Here is a 16,589-nt window from a genome sequence, read left to right on the forward strand (position 1 = left end):
GCGTAAGTATAACTCTTATTGCGGTTCAAGTTTAGCGGATCAAGCCACGGTTAGAGGTCGCAATAAAGTCAATCATTTGCTGTACGGCTGAGAACTGTGAAGCTTCTTCTTTTAAAGCTTCTAGCGCATCTTCTAGGCGCAAACCTTTACGGAATAACGTTTTATAAGCGCGTCGAGTAGCCATAATTTCATCTGACTCAAAACCACGACGTTTTAAACCTTCAGTATTAATCGCAACAGGTCTCGCTGGCGTGCCTGTGGTTGTGACAAAAGGTGGGACATCTTGATTAACGCCAGAGTACATACCAACAAAAGCATGTGACCCTACTTTACAAAATTGATGCACCCCTGAATTACCAGCTAAGATAACCCAGTCACCAATATGCACATGCCCTGCCACACTGGCATTATTGGCAAAAATAACATTACTGCCAATTACAGCATCATGAGCTACGTGAGTGTAGGCCATGAATAAGTTGTTACTGCCGATTTTGGTGATCCCTTCATCTTGGATTGTGCCACGGTGAATCGTGGCGCACTCGCGAATAACGTTATTATCACCAATGATCAGCTTGGTTGGTTCATCCTTGTACTTTTTATCTTGGCAGGCTTCCCCTACTGACGCGAATTGGAAAATGTGGTTACCTGAACCAATCTCAGATGGCCCTTTAATCACAACATGTGATTCAATTTTACAGTTATCACCGATGACAACATCGTTGCCAATGTAACTATAAGGACCTACGGATACATTTTCGCCTAAACGCGCGCCTGACTCGATAATTGCGGTAGGATGAATAGACATTAAAACTCTCTTCTAGCACACATGATTTCAGCTGAGCACACGATGTTACCTTCAACTCTAGCCTCAGCACTAAACTTCCAGATATTACGGCGTTCTTTTACAAAATTAACGTGCAAATGCATTGTATCGCCAGGAAGTACTGGCTGTTTAAAACGTGCATTGTCGATCGCTGCAAATAAGTATAGTTCATTTTCACTGCGATTCTCGACAGTTTTAAAACCAAGTAAGCCCGTCGCTTGTGCCATTGCTTCTAGGATCAGTACTCCAGGAAAAATAGGCTGCTCTGGGAAGTGACCGGTGAAAATAGGTTCATTGATGGTCACATTTTTAATCGCATGAAGATGCTCACCCGGTTTATAGTCCACCACCTTATCAACCAATAACATGGGATAACGGTGTGGAAGAAGTTTTAAAATCTCTTGGATATCAAAGCTGTTTAATTCGTTAGCCAAAATAGCTTCCTTATTCTACATCAGTATCTTTAAGCTGTGCTGTTAGCAACTCAAGTGCCTTCAGACGCGACTTAAAGTCAGATAAATTGCGTAAGTGTGCAATCGACTTACGCCACTCTTTATTCGTTTGGTGAGGCAAACCAGAAGAGTAGATCCCAGGCTGCGTAATGCTTTTGGTCACCATACTCATACCGGTAATAACAACACCATCACAGACCTCATTGTGGCCGTTTATCGCTGACATACCACCTATCTGACAGTATTTGCCGATTTTTACACTACCCGCAAGTACCGTGCAGCCAGCTATTGCCGTGCCATAACCGACCTCAACATTGTGAGCAATCTGAATTTGGTTATCTAAAATAACATTGCTGTGGATGATGGTATCTTCAAGTGCCCCTCTATCTATAGAGGTGCTTGCACCAACTTCAACGCGGTCACCTATAATTACTGTGCCAACTTGTGGAATTTTAACCCACTCGCCTTTTTCGTTTGCGTAGCCGAAGCCATCACTTCCGATAACAGAACCAGATTGGAATAAGCAATCTTCACCAATCTGAACCTCATGATAGACGGTTACGTTCGCCCAGAGTTTAGTCCTTGTGCCTATTTTGGTATATTTACCAATAAAACAACCAGGCCCTATCTCAACACCATCACCAATCACTGCACCATCTTCAATAACAGCATTTGCACCCACACTGACATCTTTGCCTAGGGTTGCTGTAGCTGAAATAATGGCTGAATCATGAATACCATCTGCCGAGCGTGGCGTAGAATCTAACTTTTGCGCCAGCTTTGCATATGCAACATAGGGATCCGCAATAATAAGTTTGTTACCGGAGAAATATTCCGCATCCTTTTCGCTCAGGATCACGGCACCAGCAGCTGTACTATCGAGCTGACTACGGTACTTACTATTGGCTAAGAATGCGATTTGGTCTTCTTGCGCCATCGCCAAGGTGGCAATATTCCTAATTGGTTTATCGCCATCACCCTGTAGCTGAGCACCTAAGGACTCAGCTAGTTGAGATAAGGTGTAAAGTTTTGTCATTACTTGCTGCTAACCGCTTTTACCACTTCATCAGAAAGGTCGGCTACTTTATCAGGATTAAAGTAAATTGTCGTATCTTTTACTTTAACTTCGTCAAACTTACCTTTTTTAGCAACAGACTCAATTGCATCTACAATTAGCTTCTGTACTTTTGCAAGCTCTTGGTTCTGACGAACTTTAATTTCTTGCTCTAACGGACGACCTTTTTCAGCCAGTGTTTTCTGCATCCCTTGAATTTTTTCGCGTAGCGCTTCTTTTTGCTCTTCGCTCATCGTTGTTGACTCACGCTTGAACTTTTCTGCTTCAAAACGAATGTCACCTTGAATTTTTTCAAGCTCTTGACGACGCTCAGCAAATTCAGCTTGAAGTGTTTGCTCAATTTTCGCCATCTGTGGAATTTGTTTATACACTTCTTGCATATCTACAACTCCAACTTTATGTGCAAACGCACTACCTGATGCACCCATCATAAGTGCTGCTGTCATCGCTAGTGTTGATGATTTGATAAATTTTTTCACAATAAAACTCCTTAGAATGTATTACTGATGTTGAAGCTGATCGTCTTCGTATCGTCTTCTTCTTCTTTTTTAAGCGGGTAGGCGAAACTGATCAGCATAGGTCCCATTGGTGAGATCCACTGAATCGATAGACCCGTTGACACTCTGAACCTCGTTGGATCAGAGAAATCAGAAAGTAATTTGTATTGATCTTCCGTCAAGTTGTTGTAGCGGTCTACATCAAATTCGGTATCCCAAACGTTGGCCGCATCAACAAAGAAGCTGGTTCTTACTGAACTGGTGTTTTCTTCATCTAAGAATGGCGTTGGCACAATTAGCTCAAGCCCTGCAAGCGCTTTGGCATTACCACCAATACGGCCACCTAAAGATAACGTGTCGAACTCAGGATCAGCACCGATACAGCTACCAGCACTACCGTCTGGTTTAGCTGTACCTGGTAGACATTTAGGCGCACGCTGAACCGCTCTAGGTAAAATAGTATTACGATCAAAACCGCGTAATTCTTGTTCAGAAATACGGAAGAATTCCTGGAATGGTAATACTTGTTCAAAACCATTGGTTTCGCCATAACCATTACCATAGCCTAAGCCTGCTCTTGCTGAGAATACCCAGCGGTGGTCGTTACTAATTGGCCAGTAAAAGCGAGAATCATAGTTGATCTTAAAGAAGTTAAGATCCGAATTTGGTGTAGTCACACTTAGATTCACACTTTGGCGAGAACCGGCGGTTGGGAACATACCACGGTTAACCGTAACTCGTGACCAACCGGCACTTAGCTCATATTTCGTAAAGTCATAATCAGCATCTGGGTCACTTTCGTTTAAGAAGCTTTCACGTAGTACTCGAGTTTGCTCAAAGTCTGAAATTTGCGATAGGCTTTCTTCTATCCAACGAATACCAAAATTAACACGGTTTATGGCATTGATAGGGAAACCAAAATTAGTACCTAAACCATAGCTCGTTGATTTATAGTCGACGATACCAAACTCACTGGCGTCAAACTTACTGTAGAAAATACTACTACCTTGTGACACACCATCTGGCGTAAAGTATGGATCTGTGTAGGAAACGCTATAACGCTCAGAGCCACGTGACGTGTTGATATTGAACGCCACTTGATTACCAGAGCCAAGGAAGTTTGATTCACTAACACCAATGTTAAATTGCAGACCCGCATAGGAGCCATACGCAACACCGGCTTGGAAGCTACCCGCAGGCTGCTCTTTTACGGTAAAGTCAACATCGACTTGGTCTTCTACACCCGGAATTGGCTTAACTTCAAACTCAACCGTTTCCATATATGGCAAGCGTTGTATTTGTAATTTAGAGCGTTCAAGGTTTTGATTAGAAAGCCAAGCACCTTCTAGCTGAGTCATTTCACGACGAAGTACTTCATCCGCAGTATTTTGGTTACCGTTTACTACAATGCGACGTACATATACTCGCTTGCCAGGGTCGACAGACAACGTTAATTGTACTTCTTTATCTTCATCGTTAATTTCTGGCACGGTGCGAACTTCCGCATTGGCATAACCGAAGCGCGCAAGATAGCTCTTAATAAAATCTTCCGTTGCGGTCACTACCGAGCCATTGTAAAGCTCACCGGCACGCAGTGGCACGATTTCTTTAATCAGATCTTCACGCCCTAGTAAGTCACCAATAAAGTCAAACCCTTTGACAGTATATTTTTCACCTTCAGTGATATTCGCGGTAACGTATACCGACTCACGCTCTGGACTTACTGAAACTTGTGTCGAGTCAATATTAAAGCGCAAATAACCACGGTCTAGGTAGTAGCTGCGGATTTTTTCTAAGTCACCTTCAATGGTTTGCTTCTGATAACGGTCATTAGATAAAAAGCGCCACCAAGGTAAGTCTTGTTGTGACTCAATGAGATTAAGTAACTCTTCATCTGAAAACAGCTCATTACCAACAAGGTTGATTTGACGTACAGACGCGGCATCACCTTCTTCGAATTTAAGCTTCAACTTTACACGGTTGCGAGGTAACTCAACAATACTGACTTCCACTTTCGCATTGTACTTACCAATACTGTGGAAAAACTCTGTGAGACCTTTTTCGATGCTATCAAGCACTGTCTTGTCTAACGGCTCACCTTGGCGAATGTTTTGCTGTTCTAAGCTTTCGTTGAGCTGTTCATCTTTAATGTCTTTGTTACCATCAAACTCAATAGAGCTGATTGTAGGACGCTCTTTGACTTTAAAGATAATTTGGTTGCCATCACGAAATACCGCGATGTTGTCAAAATGCCCTGATTTGTACAGCGCCTTGATTGTGCGTGAAATCGTAAACTGATCAATATTGTCACCAACGTTGATCGGAATGTGTGTTAATGCAGCACCTAATGCTACACGCTGCAACCCTTCTACTTTTAAATCTTCTACGATAAAGGAGTTTTGCCCTAAGGCAGCAAAACTAGCGCCCAGTAAACTGGTTACTGCAATGTGTTTTTTTATAGGCATTTTATTATCTTTATCCTTTACAACAATTTTGGCGCGATACGCTAAGGCCCATTACATCACAACATTCAAACGTTACAGCTTGTGTATTGTGTTTTCCGTTGTATGTTTAACCAAACCTGCAAACATTTAAACTGTATGTTATGTGCGCTTTTTAGCACCGCACGGCTTAAAGCCGGGAAACGTCATTAAATAGTGCAAAAAACGTTAAGGCAAGCAGAAGCGCAGCTCCTATCTTAAACCCAAACTCTTGTGTCTTTTCAGAGACTGGTTTTCTACGAATTAGTTCAATTAAGTAATACATTAAATGCCCACCATCTAAGACAGGGAGCGGTAATAAGTTAAAAACCCCTAAGTTAACGCTAATAAGCGCCAAGAAGCCTAAAAATGCTACTAATCCGTAACTAACGCTATTTCCAGCGCTTACCGCGATCCCCACCGGCCCACTTAAGTTTTTAACTGAGACTTGACCGGTTAGTAAGTTACCAATCATATCAAAACTAAGGGCAATGAGATCGTAAGTTTTACGAATGCCAAGCACCATACTATCTAGAATGCCGTATTGTCTAGTTTCAATATACCCATCCGGCCATTTTTCCATCACGGGCACTACACCAAGATAACCTTGGACAATACCATCGGGAGATGTTTTTGCTTGTGGAATAACAGTTAAGGTTTGAGTCTGACCATCTCTTAGAATATCGACAACCAATGACTGATTGGCAGATTTTTGCACCCGACTCACCAGCTGCTGCCAGGTCTCTAACTGTTCACCGTTAATTGCAACGACGGTGTCTTGTACCTTAAAACCGGCTTTATCTGCAGCGGCACCCTGTTCGATGTAACCCAACTGCAATGTTAGTGGTGGCCGATATGGCGATATACCAACTGACGTTAACGGCGCTTCATCTTGTTTATCTAGCTTCCAGTTGGACAAGGCTAATGTGCGTATTGCCAAGCTACCTTTTTCATCTTGTACTTTTGCAACTAAGCTAGGTTCACCGAGATGTGCCATCAGTTCAAAGGTAACATCTTGCCATGAATGTACTAACTCGTCGTTAAGTGCAATGATTTGGTCGCCAGATCTAAACCCCGCTTTTGCGGCGATACTTGCTGGTGTGATGGCACCTACGACGGGTTTAGCTGACTGCACTCCAATCATGTACATGGCTGCCAATGCGATGATGGCAAATAAAAAGTTAGCGATTGGACCTGCTGCTACCACAGCAATACGTGACAAGACCGGCTTATTGTTGAAAGCTAAGTGCTTTTCCTGCTCTGCGACATCATCAACACGCTCATCGAGCATTTTGACATAGCCGCCCAGTGGAATTACTGCGATGACATATTCAGTTTGGTGTTTGTCATACCACTTAAGCAAAGGCTTTCCAAAACCAATAGAAAATCGTAGAACTTTAACACCGGCTTTTCTGGCAACCCAAAAATGGCCATATTCATGCACCGTAACTAAAATCCCTAGAGCAAGAATAAATGAACCTAAGTGCCAGAAAAATTCAAACATAGTTACCTCAATGTTGTAATGATTTGCTTAGCTCGATAACGTGCAGCTTGGTCTGCTTCCATAATAGACTCAACGGATTCTAATACGCCAAGCGTGGTTTGCTCAAGTGTTAAGGCGTTCACTCGGTAGATGTCACAAAAGCCTATTTGTTTATCTAAAAAGGCTGCGACCGCTACTTCATTAGCAGCGTTAATCGTCGTTGTCGCAGCTTGACCACTACGACAAGCATCAATTGCTAATCGCAAATTTGGATAACGTTCAAAGTCTGGTTTTGTGAAAGTGAAATCAACTATTTGTGAAAAGTCCAAAGGCTCAACGCCCGCATCAATTCGCTCTGGGTATGCCAACCCATAGGCAATGGGTGTACGCATATCAGGTTGCCCCATCTGTGCAATAACAGAACCATCACGATATTGCACCATAGAATGGATCATACTCTGAGGATGGATCACCACGTCAATATCATCCGCAGAACAATTAAAGAGCCATTTAGCTTCAATAAACTCAAGCCCTTTGTTCATCATAGTTGCTGAATCAACAGAGATTTTTCGACCCATAGACCAGTTTGGATGGGCTACAGCTTCTTCAACAGTAACATTCGGTAGCGTCTCTAATGACCGCTGCAAGAATGGTCCACCGGACCCGGTTAATAAGATTTTACTCACACCACTTTCGTGAAGGGTGTTGCTTTGCCCTGTTTGTATTGAGTTTGGTAAACATTGGTAGATGGCATTATGTTCGCTGTCTATAGGGAGCAAAGTCGCGCCATGCGCTTTTACTTTATCCATAAATAGCTGACCACTCATAACCAAAGATTCTTTGTTTGCAAGCAGGACCTTTTTGCCTGCTTCAACCGCCGCTAGGGTAGGTAGTAAACCCGCTGCACCGACGATAGCGGACATCACAATATCAACATCATCATGTCGCGCCATATCTGCCATCGCGCTAACACCACTGAGCACCTCGGTAGCTGTATGAGCTAAGTGTTGAGCAAGCTGTTGAGCGGCCAGCTCAGAATTCATTACTGCATAGCGTGGTTGATATGCTAAACAAAGCTCTGTCATTTTCTCAACATTTTGACCAGCAACTAAGGCAAAAACGCGATACTGATGTGCATTTCTACTCACAACATCGAGTGTTGATAGTCCAATGGAGCCTGTTGCACCAAGTACGACCAAGCTTTGTTGATTCATAGTACAACCGTCCACGCGTAGCAAAATGCAAAAATCGGCGCTGCGGCAGTAAGACTGTCTATGCGATCTAAAATGCCACCATGGCCTGGCAAGCAACGACCAGAGTCTTTAAGGCCAACTTCACGTTTGAACATGCTTTCTAGTAAATCACCTACCGCGGAAAAAAGTGCAATAACCACTGTCATGACCGCATATATCGGCCACATATTCATATCAATCGCTGCAAAATGGCAGAAAATCAATACAAATACCACAGCGGTAACCAAGCCGCCAGCTAAGCCTTCAATGGTTTTGTTTGGGCTGACTTTGGGCATAAGCTTATGCTTGCCCAAGTTTTTGCCAGCAAAGTAAGCACCAATATCGGCACTCCAAACAATCCCTAGTACGACCATAATGAGCACCGAGCCAATATGCTCGCCTTCTTGGTATCCCGCACTTCGCATCACATTCAGCGCCAGCCAAAGCGGGATCAATGTTAATACTCCCGCGATTGAACGCATCATAATACCTTCGTTCCAAGCTCTCGCAGCACGAGGGTACTTTACCACCAAGAAAGTTGCGACTAGCCACCATGCAAACGCTAACGTAAAAACGTAATTTGCATCTGCAACTAAGCGCCCTTGTTGCCATAACTCTTGTATCGGCCAATGGCTATTAAGCACTAGTATTAATACAGCCATGACACCTACAAAAGCAATTCGCTGACGCTTTTGACACAGACCAGCAAGCGCTGACCACTCCCATGCACCCAGTAAAACGATAAGTGCGGCAATGGTACTAAACATTGCCAACGGCGTATAAAACACCAAAAGTAGTGCCAGAGGTGCAAGCACAGCTGACGTTAAAATGCGTTGTTTTAACAAATTTGAACCCTTAACTTGTTGCGTCTTTCTCTGCAAGGAGTTGCTTAATTTGCTCTCCCGTACATCCGAAGCGTCGCTCTCTAGACACGTAACAAGCAATGGCTTCAGAGAATGCTTGCTCGTCAAAATCAGGCCATAGCGTGTCGGTAAAATAGAGTTCAGCATACGCTGCTTGCCAAAGCAAAAAGTTACTAATGCGGAAGTCACCTCCCGTTCTGATCAACAAATCAAGACTTGCTTGCTCAGACATAGTCATTTGCTTGGTGAGTGCATCTTCGGTTATATCGCTGGCTTGCAATTCACCCGAGGCGACTTGCTGAGCGAGTTGTTGTGCAGCTTGTGTGATATCCCAACGCCCACCGTAATTTGCAGCAATGTTTAAGTTAAGCCCAGTATTGTTTTGGGTCAATGTTTGAGCTTCATGAACTCGCTGCTGTAGCGCGTCTGGAAAACGAGAAAGATCGCCAATAATGGTTAGCTTTACGTTGTTCTTATGTAATTTTTTAACTTCTTTAGACAGCACATAAATGAATAGCTCCATCAATGTGCTTACTTCGTCTTCTGGCCTACGCCAGTTCTCACTACTGAATGCAAATAGTGTCAAAGACTCTATACCCAGTTTGGAACAGAATTGCACAGCACTTCGGACAGAGTCCACACCCTTTTTATGCCCAAAGGCACGAGGGCGCCTACGAGCTTGAGCCCAACGACCGTTGCCATCCATTATTATCGCAACATGTTTTGGCAGTGACTGCTGAGAAATAACCTCTGCTTTTAAAACCATAATTCCAATTTTAGTGAAAAAAAACGCCGCCTAGTATACCCTAGGCGGCGCTTCAAACCTAATAAATTTGTCCTTGTACCTAGGCAAAAATGCGCTAACTGCTCAGAAACAAAACAGATTTTTCTACTTTGTTTTAATGAACTCTGTACACACCTGCTAGGCAAAAGACGCTTAGATTTCCATTAGCTCAGCTTCTTTAGCACTTAGCTGTGTATCCATTTCTTTGATGAACTTATCTGTTAACTTTTGAATTTCATCTTCAGCTTGGCGTGCTTCATCTTCCGAGATTTCTTTGTCTTTTAGTAAAGACTTTACATCACCGTTAGCATCGCGACGGATATTACGAACAGCAACACGACCACCTTCGACTTCACCACGTACGATCTTGATCAGATCTTTACGACGTTCTTCAGTAAGTGGAGGAAGCGGAACACGAATAACAGTACCAGCAGACATTGGGTTCAAACCTAAATCAGACGATAAAATTGCCTTTTCTACAGCTTGAGCTAGAGACTTGTCAAACACACTGATAGCCAGTGTACGAGAGTCCTCTGTGGTTACATTTGCTACTTGGTTTAATGGTGTATCCGCACCGTAGTAAGAAACAGAAATACCATCTAATAGCGCAGGGTGTGCACGACCCGTACGAATTTTAGAAAGCTGGCTTGCAAGGGCTGCCACACTTTTTTTCATGCGCTCTTGAGCGTCTTTTTTAATATCTTCGATCACAATACTTTCCTAGTCTGTTCTTGTTATGCCAGATTATACTCGCAATTTAGAGATTCGCTACTTCACCTTCACGTCGGTTAATTAGACTCCGTCATCTAAACTATGCGTTGCCAAAATCGACGTTAGATTATTCTGCAGCCTGAGAAGAGATCAGCGTCCCCTCTTCTTCACCCATGATGACATTTTTCAATGCACCTGGTTTGTTCATGTTGAATACGCTAATTGGCATATTGTGGTCACGTGCCAATGTAAAAGCGGCTAAATCCATCACTTTCAATTCTTTGTCGATAACTTCGTTATACGTCAACGTGCGGTATAACGTTGCCTCTGGATTTTTCACCGGATCGTCGCTAAATACACCTTCAACTTTGGTAGCCTTAATTACCGTATCAGCTTCAATTTCGATACCACGCAAACATGCAGCCGAGTCGGTTGTAAAGAATGGGTTGCCCGTACCTGCAGAGAAAATAACCACACGGCCAGACTTTAACAAGCTGATTGCTTCAGCCCAGTTGTAAGCATCACACACGCCATTTAATGGAATAGCAGACATCAGGCGTGCATTTACAAAAGCACGATGTAGCGCATCACGCATCGCAAGCCCATTCATAACCGTTGCTAGCATTCCCATGTGATCGCCAACAACACGGTTCATGCCCGCTTCAGCAAGTGAACCACCACGTAAGAAGTTACCGCCACCGATAACCAAACCCACTTCTACGTCGAGCTCTACTAACTCTTTGATTTCTTGTGCCATACGATCCAAAACTTTTGGATCAATACCAAAGCCTTCATCTCCCATTAAAGCTTCACCACTAAGCTTTAAAAGAACGCGTCTAAAAACAGGTTTTTTATTGATAGTCATAATATCCGGGCCAATTAAAAGTGAGGTAAAAAATAACCGCGCTTATGCTAGACATAAATGCGCGGTTATTTTAGAGAATTTTCAGCAATGACGCAAAGCTAATGTCAGCTTTTACGTCATTAGGCATCACCGTTGGTGATTACTCGCCTTTCGCCGCAGCGATTTGTGCTGCAACTTCAGCTGCGAAGTCTTCTTCTTTCTTCTCGATACCTTCACCTACTTCTAGGCGAATGAATGAAGAAACAGATGCACTCTTCTCTTTAAGGTAGTCACCTACTGATTTCTTAGGTTCCATGATGAAAGCTTGACCAGTAAGAGAGATCTCACCAGTGAACTTCTTCATACGACCAACAACCATTTTTTCAGCGATTTCAGCTGGCTTGCCTTCGTTCATTGCGATTTCAACTTGAACCGCTTTTTCTTTTTCAACTACTTCAGCCGGTACATCTTCTGGGTTTAGGTAGTCAGGCTTAGACGCAGCTACGTGCATAGCAACGTGCTTAAGTGTTTCTTCGTCAGCTTCACCTGCAACAACAACACCGATGCGCTCACCGTGACGGTAAGCAACTAACTTTGCACCTTCGATGAATTCAACACGGCGGATGTTCATGTTCTCACCAATTTTAGCAACTAGTGCAACACGCGTTTCTTCGAACTTAGCTTTAAGCGCTTCGATGTCTAGCTTTTCAGCTAGTGCAGCGTCAGCAACTTCATTAGCAAAACCTAGGAAGCTTGCATCTTTTGCTACGAAGTCAGTTTGACAGTTAACTTCAACCAGTGCAGCAACGCCTTCGCTTTGCTTGATGATGATAGTACCTTCAGCAGCGATGTTACCTGCTTTTTTAGCAGCTTTTGCAGCACCACTTTTACGCATGTTTTCGATAGCTAGATCGATATCACCGTTAGTTTCAGTTAGTGCTTTTTTACAATCCATCATACCAGCGCCAGTGCGCTCACGAAGTTCTTTTACTAGGGCAGCAGTTACAGCCATTAGAATATCCTCAAATCTGAATTCAGTTCTTGATAAAACCAACCTTTAAGTTGGCTGAATATCAAATCAAGTACAGCACGCCTCAATTTGATAAAAATCCGTTATCTTTCAAGGTCTGCTTGGCAAACAACGGGGTAAGCAGTCAATCGCTTATAAAGAATATCAAGTCTTCACCAAAAATTTGATGAAGACTTGATGACAGCTAATACCTAATCAGGTAATTACTCAGCTTCAACGAAGTCGTCGTTTTCTGCTTGAGCAACGATGTTGCTTTCACGGCCTTCAGTGATAGCCGTTGCTACTGCACCAGTGTATAGCTGGATTGCACGGATAGCATCGTCGTTACCTGGAATGATGAAATCAACACCATCTGGGTTAGAGTTAGTATCAACAACAGATACTACTGGAATACCTAGGTTGTTAGCTTCACGGATAGCGATGTGCTCGTGGTCAGCGTCGATAACGAAGATAGCGTCAGGAAGACCGCCCATATCTTTGATACCGCCAAGGCCTTTTTCAAGCTTTTGCATTTCACGAGTAAGCATTAGCGCTTCTTTCTTAGTAAGCTTCTCAAAAGTACCGTCTTGGCTTTGAGTCTCAAGCTCTTTAAGACGCTTGATTGATTGACGAACTGTTTTCCAGTTAGTCAACATACCACCTAACCAACGGTGATTTACATAGAACTGCTCACTTTGGATAGCCGCTTCTTTAACTGCTTCGCTTGCAGCGCGCTTAGTACCTACGAAAAGGATTTTACCTTTGTTTGAAGCAACGTTCGAAAGAAACTTAAGAGCGTCGTTGAATAAAGGTACTGTTTTTTCTAGGTTGATGATATGAACGCGGTTACGTGCACCGAAGATGAACGGCTTCATCTTAGGGTTCCAGTAACGTGCCTGGTGACCGAAGTGAACACCAGCTTGAAGCATATCGCGCATTGAAACGTTTGCCATTGTATATTTCCTCTAATAGTTTAGGGTTAGGCCTCCACATATCCCATAGCACCAACACGAAGTTTTTAAGCTACATGCACCCAAGTGTATGTGTCGATATGTGTGTGTGTTAATATTAATTAAGTGTGTTGTCTTAACTACAAACATTCATATTCACCAAGTGATGAAGAATTATTTGTAAAAAGACGGCGCGCTTTATACCATATATAAAGAATTAACTCAATCTTATGCGTAAAATTTGTGCATAATGAATGTTCATCTAAATTGACTTGGAGTCTAAATGAGTGCAGTGATCAAAACCCCTGAAGAAATCGAAAAAATGCGTGTTGCCGGGCGCTTAGCCGCTGAAGTATTGGAAATGATCGAGCCGTATGTTAAGCCAGGGGTGACCACAGACGAATTAAACACCATTTGTCACAATTACATTGTTGATGAGCAAGGTGCTATTCCTGCGCCACTAAATTACCACGGCTTTCCAAAGTCAATTTGTACCTCAGTTAACCACGTTATCTGTCATGGTATTCCAAATGACAAGCCGCTCAAAGAAGGTGATATCATCAATATAGACATTACCGTTATCAAAGATGGTTATCATGGTGACACTTCAAAAATGTTTTATGTAGGCACACCGACTATCCAAGGTAAACGCCTAAGCGAAATTACACAAGAGAGCCTATATCTTGCAATAAAAATGGTAAAACCAGGCGCTCGTTTGGGTGATATTGGTGCTGCAATTCAAAAGTACGCAGAAGGCTTTAATTATTCTATCGTTCGCGAATACTGCGGGCATGGCATTGGTAAAGAGTTCCACGAAGAGCCACAGGTAATGCACTATGGTAAGCCAGGTACTGGTGAAGTGCTTAAAGCGGGCATGTGTTTGACTATTGAGCCTATGGTCAATGCAGGTAAGCGACAATGCAAACTACTTAAAGATGAATGGACAGTTGTAACTAAAGACCGTAGCCTTTCAGCTCAATGGGAACATACTCTGCTAGTGACTGACAATGGCGTTGAAATATTAACGCTGCGTAGTGACGAAACGATTGATAGAGTGATCGAACATACAGCGTAAATTACTAATAACAATAGCAATAAACCTGAAGCCAACGCCATGTCGTTGGCTTTTTAATTTCTCTCACTGGCGATGATTTTCTGTTGCTACAAATTTGCATTCTACCAGTTTGTTAATTCAAAATGAAAAGTAGCGTTATCATCACCATTCTCTGAGCACTTTCAGCTTAGGATACAACCTAGCCTAACATCTCTCCCCTGAACTCTATCCCGATACCACCGACATACGACCGTCTTCCAAAAATGATAATATTGTTTGAGGGTGTGGGCGATTTTCATCAAATAGGTAACTGTACTTTTTTAGTATGGCTTTTCTGGCTTGCTCATCCTTAGCCATTGCCATTTCATCTCTGAATGGTTGCGACTCCATAAGGCCCTGATATTGGCTGGCAATACCAATGGTTGCTCGCACAGCATTGAGTACTTCAGGCTTTGCTTCAAACGCAGCGATTAGTTCATCTTTGTATTTGTAGTCCTTCGGCAAAACCAGCTTTCCCTCATCATCAAAGGTGATGCTTTTTGGCGGAAATGGGATGTCGTGTTCAGCGAGTAAAGCTTTTACTTTCATCTCAGAATAGGCTGATAAATTATCAACATTTTGTTTAGTCGGTAAAATAAGTACAGCTTTGGTTAACGCTGTACTGCCTGGCACATTGGCCGCTGCTTTAAAATGATTATCTAAGTTCAGGGCTGTCTTGCCCTCATTTGTCATCATAGTGTAATAGCTATTACTACTCGTTGCTGCCTTGCCCTCATTACTCTCACTGTCAGTGTGAGCCACTGACAGTGCCGTGGCAAAATCACTCTGAGCAGAATGTTGCTTACGGTGAGCAGATTGATTTAGTGTGGCAGCTTGTGTTTGCATGGTTTGCGTAATATTCATACTAATCCTTTTGTGTTGAATGTATTCATCTTAAAAAAAACAAGCAACCTTCAAGCCAGAAATAACACTTCAACAAAATCCTATTAAAACCTTTAATTACAAAGATTTAAACTTCATAAGCTCCACGCGGTACAATATCAATGGTAACATTAAGCGGCAAACATTCTCCTCATCACCGCAAACATGGTAATACTCATGATCAACTTTCTTATCAACCGCCTTTTGCTGCAATCCGAGGTACTCTCAAACAATCAAAACCGTCTCCAACTCCTTTTCGCGCTCTTTGGTCTAACATCATTGTGCAATCTTAATTATTAGCAAGCGAGCTATATAGTAAATTAGTATTAACCTCAATATCGAGATAAACGTTTCTATCTCTGAAACTAAATTTAACAAATACAACACCCTACAGCATCACAACTAACAATCACTTCGATATAAAAACTGCCTCCTTGTACCCCACCAGCAAAATAACTTAATAAAAATTTAATGCTTAAAAATTAGAACCTTAATCTTTAAGATTTAGATAGTGCTGGTCAAACCAGCCTGCGCAGTCAAGCGCAAAAAAAACACCATCAAGACATCTAGACACAATATGTAATCAATTGATTAAATAATTTGACCATTGTGAAAAAAAAGACCATTATCTGCATAAGTAAACAAAAAAAAACACATTGAATACAAAATGAAACAAAATTGTTAAGGAAAGCAACCATGTCAAACACAAATAACGAGCTGATTGTAGTAACGTCCGCGATAATGCAACTAAAAGCAGCCGCAAAATACAAGAATTTTAATCATGATACGTTTCAGAGCGTCATGTCTTTTGCCAACAATTCCGGCCTGTATATCGCGTTAGTAAAGAAAAAAGAAAGAAAAGTAGTCTCAGACATCAATATATCAGCTTGCAGCCAATTAGTGAAAAAATTACAAGAAATGATTTACAACGATGAGTTCCCGCTGGAAGAGTTACGCGATGTCTGTAAAACCAGCAGTATTTTGTCCGATGTAGCACTTTATGGTCAGGACGATCCCAGTGCTGCATTTATGTTGCTGGTCATTTTCCAAAATAGCCTTTCTAGCACTTTGACACCCGCATCATACCTTATTGATTTGATCACTCCTTATTTACACAAAGCATATACCACAAGCCTAGAACCTAAATGGGCGGAGCAACACCCGCTAGATGCTTTGACAGCAAGAGAGAAAGAAGTATATGACTGGCTTTCGGCAGGAAAAACGAATAGAGAAATAGGCCTTATTCTTGGGATCAGCCCTTTCACAGTGAAAAATCATGTGGCGAGTATTTTAGATAAGCTCAATGCTCCAAACCGCTCTGCGGCCTTAGCACTGTGCAACTAGCGCATAAAGAAGCCCCTATATGCTGGATATGGGGCTTCAGAGGGGTAATTATTATTCAGAGGCTTTT

16 protein-coding genes are annotated in these 16,589 nt (G+C 42.5%); 2 read left to right on the plus strand and 14 right to left on the minus strand.

Annotated features, from left to right (window positions below; translation table 11 throughout):
- Nucleotides 1–31 precede the first annotated feature (31 nt).
- From lpxA to rpsB, 13 genes are all read right to left on the minus strand, one after another.
- A complete protein-coding gene (lpxA, locus tag J8Z24_RS10705) occupies nt 32–805 on the minus strand; it encodes an acyl-ACP--UDP-N-acetylglucosamine O-acyltransferase (protein ID WP_125253099.1) in 774 nt (257 codons plus the stop codon).
- Nucleotides 805–1,257, minus strand: a complete 453-nt coding sequence (gene fabZ / locus J8Z24_RS10710; protein ID WP_125253100.1) for a 3-hydroxyacyl-ACP dehydratase FabZ — start codon at nt 1,255–1,257, stop codon at nt 805–807. Before fabZ ends, lpxA begins: the two co-directional genes overlap by 1 nt.
- Before the next feature lie 10 nt (nt 1,258–1,267).
- The gene (gene lpxD / locus J8Z24_RS10715) at nt 1,268–2,311 is read right to left on the minus strand and encodes a UDP-3-O-(3-hydroxymyristoyl)glucosamine N-acyltransferase (RefSeq protein ID WP_128731463.1); all 1,044 of its coding nucleotides are present in this window, start codon (nt 2,309–2,311) and stop codon (nt 1,268–1,270) included.
- A complete protein-coding gene (locus J8Z24_RS10720; protein ID WP_125253102.1) occupies nt 2,311–2,829 on the minus strand; it encodes an OmpH/Skp family outer membrane protein in 519 nt (172 codons plus the stop codon). Before J8Z24_RS10720 ends, lpxD begins: the two co-directional genes overlap by 1 nt.
- An 11-nt stretch (nt 2,830–2,840) precedes the next feature.
- On the minus strand, nt 2,841–5,312 hold the full coding sequence (bamA, locus tag J8Z24_RS10725) for an outer membrane protein assembly factor BamA (RefSeq protein WP_125253103.1): 2,472 nt from the start codon (nt 5,310–5,312) through the stop codon (nt 2,841–2,843).
- 166 nt (nt 5,313–5,478) lie between these two features.
- Complete coding sequence (gene rseP, locus J8Z24_RS10730) at nt 5,479–6,831, minus strand: sigma E protease regulator RseP (protein WP_176032707.1); 1,353 nt, start codon at nt 6,829–6,831, stop codon at nt 5,479–5,481.
- Between the two features lie 2 nt (nt 6,832–6,833).
- Nucleotides 6,834–8,024 (minus strand): 1-deoxy-D-xylulose-5-phosphate reductoisomerase, encoded by a 1,191-nt coding sequence (gene ispC / locus J8Z24_RS10735; RefSeq protein ID WP_252094664.1) that lies wholly within the window; start codon nt 8,022–8,024, stop codon nt 6,834–6,836.
- Entirely contained in the window at nt 8,021–8,887 is an 867-nt protein-coding gene (locus J8Z24_RS10740; protein WP_252094665.1) for a phosphatidate cytidylyltransferase, read from the minus strand. Before J8Z24_RS10740 ends, ispC begins: the two co-directional genes overlap by 4 nt.
- Nucleotides 8,888–8,897: 10 nt before the next feature.
- Nucleotides 8,898–9,671 carry an undecaprenyl pyrophosphate synthase gene (gene uppS, locus J8Z24_RS10745; RefSeq protein ID WP_252094666.1) on the minus strand — a complete coding sequence of 258 codons (774 nt, stop codon included), beginning with the start codon at nt 9,669–9,671 and terminating at the stop codon, nt 8,898–8,900.
- Nucleotides 9,672–9,842: 171 nt separating this feature from the next.
- Nucleotides 9,843–10,400 (minus strand): ribosome recycling factor, encoded by a 558-nt coding sequence (gene frr / locus J8Z24_RS10750; protein WP_125253108.1) that lies wholly within the window; start codon nt 10,398–10,400, stop codon nt 9,843–9,845.
- 127 nt (nt 10,401–10,527) lie between these two features.
- Nucleotides 10,528–11,265, minus strand: a complete 738-nt coding sequence (pyrH, locus tag J8Z24_RS10755; protein WP_125253109.1) for a UMP kinase — start codon at nt 11,263–11,265, stop codon at nt 10,528–10,530.
- Between the two features lie 139 nt (nt 11,266–11,404).
- Complete coding sequence (tsf, locus tag J8Z24_RS10760) at nt 11,405–12,256, minus strand: translation elongation factor Ts (protein WP_125253110.1); 852 nt, start codon at nt 12,254–12,256, stop codon at nt 11,405–11,407.
- 221 nt (nt 12,257–12,477) lie between these two features.
- Nucleotides 12,478–13,206 (minus strand): 30S ribosomal protein S2, encoded by a 729-nt coding sequence (gene rpsB / locus J8Z24_RS10765; RefSeq protein WP_128731458.1) that lies wholly within the window; start codon nt 13,204–13,206, stop codon nt 12,478–12,480.
- A 280-nt stretch (nt 13,207–13,486) separates the two neighbouring features.
- Between rpsB and map the strand changes: the two genes are divergently transcribed.
- The gene (gene map / locus J8Z24_RS10770; RefSeq protein ID WP_125253112.1) at nt 13,487–14,278 is read left to right on the plus strand and encodes a type I methionyl aminopeptidase; all 792 of its coding nucleotides are present in this window, start codon (nt 13,487–13,489) and stop codon (nt 14,276–14,278) included.
- Nucleotides 14,279–14,482: 204 nt separating this feature from the next.
- Here the strand turns inward: map and J8Z24_RS10775 are convergent, their stop codons facing one another.
- The gene (locus J8Z24_RS10775; protein ID WP_252094667.1) at nt 14,483–15,160 is read right to left on the minus strand and encodes a hypothetical protein; all 678 of its coding nucleotides are present in this window, start codon (nt 15,158–15,160) and stop codon (nt 14,483–14,485) included.
- A gap of 714 nt (nt 15,161–15,874) precedes the next feature.
- On the opposite strand from J8Z24_RS10775, the gene J8Z24_RS10780 reads away from it, so the two are divergent.
- Complete coding sequence (locus J8Z24_RS10780) at nt 15,875–16,522, plus strand: helix-turn-helix domain-containing protein (RefSeq protein WP_125253114.1); 648 nt, start codon at nt 15,875–15,877, stop codon at nt 16,520–16,522.
- Nucleotides 16,523–16,589 lie beyond the last annotated feature (67 nt).

It is taken from the genome of Pseudoalteromonas sp. SCSIO 43201 (assembly GCF_023716725.1).
GTDB lineage: Bacteria > Pseudomonadota > Gammaproteobacteria > Enterobacterales > Alteromonadaceae > Pseudoalteromonas > Pseudoalteromonas peptidolytica.

Bases quoted from the DNA above. Each gene is read 5' to 3' on its own strand.
- lpxA (WP_125253099.1), bottom strand. From the start codon at position 805: ATGTCTATTCATCCTACCGCAATTATCGAGTCAGGCGCGCGTTTAGGC.
- lpxD (WP_128731463.1), bottom strand. From the start codon at position 2,311: ATGACAAAACTTTACACCTTATCTCAACTAGCTGAGTCCTTAGGTGCT.
- bamA (WP_125253103.1), bottom strand. From the start codon at position 5,312: ATGCCTATAAAAAAACACATTGCAGTAACCAGTTTACTGGGCGCTAGT.
- rseP (WP_176032707.1), bottom strand. From the start codon at position 6,831: ATGTTTGAATTTTTCTGGCACTTAGGTTCATTTATTCTTGCTCTAGGG.
- ispC (WP_252094664.1), bottom strand. From the start codon at position 8,024: ATGAATCAACAAAGCTTGGTCGTACTTGGTGCAACAGGCTCCATTGGA.
- uppS (WP_252094666.1), bottom strand. From the start codon at position 9,671: ATGGTTTTAAAAGCAGAGGTTATTTCTCAGCAGTCACTGCCAAAACAT.
- pyrH (WP_125253109.1), bottom strand. From the start codon at position 11,265: ATGACTATCAATAAAAAACCTGTTTTTAGACGCGTTCTTTTAAAGCTT.
- tsf (WP_125253110.1), bottom strand. From the start codon at position 12,256: ATGGCTGTAACTGCTGCCCTAGTAAAAGAACTTCGTGAGCGCACTGGC.
- rpsB (WP_128731458.1), bottom strand. From the start codon at position 13,206: ATGGCAAACGTTTCAATGCGCGATATGCTTCAAGCTGGTGTTCACTTC.
- map (WP_125253112.1), top strand. From the start codon at position 13,487: ATGAGTGCAGTGATCAAAACCCCTGAAGAAATCGAAAAAATGCGTGTT.
- J8Z24_RS10775 (WP_252094667.1), bottom strand. From the start codon at position 15,160: ATGAATATTACGCAAACCATGCAAACACAAGCTGCCACACTAAATCAA.
- J8Z24_RS10780 (WP_125253114.1), top strand. From the start codon at position 15,875: ATGTCAAACACAAATAACGAGCTGATTGTAGTAACGTCCGCGATAATG.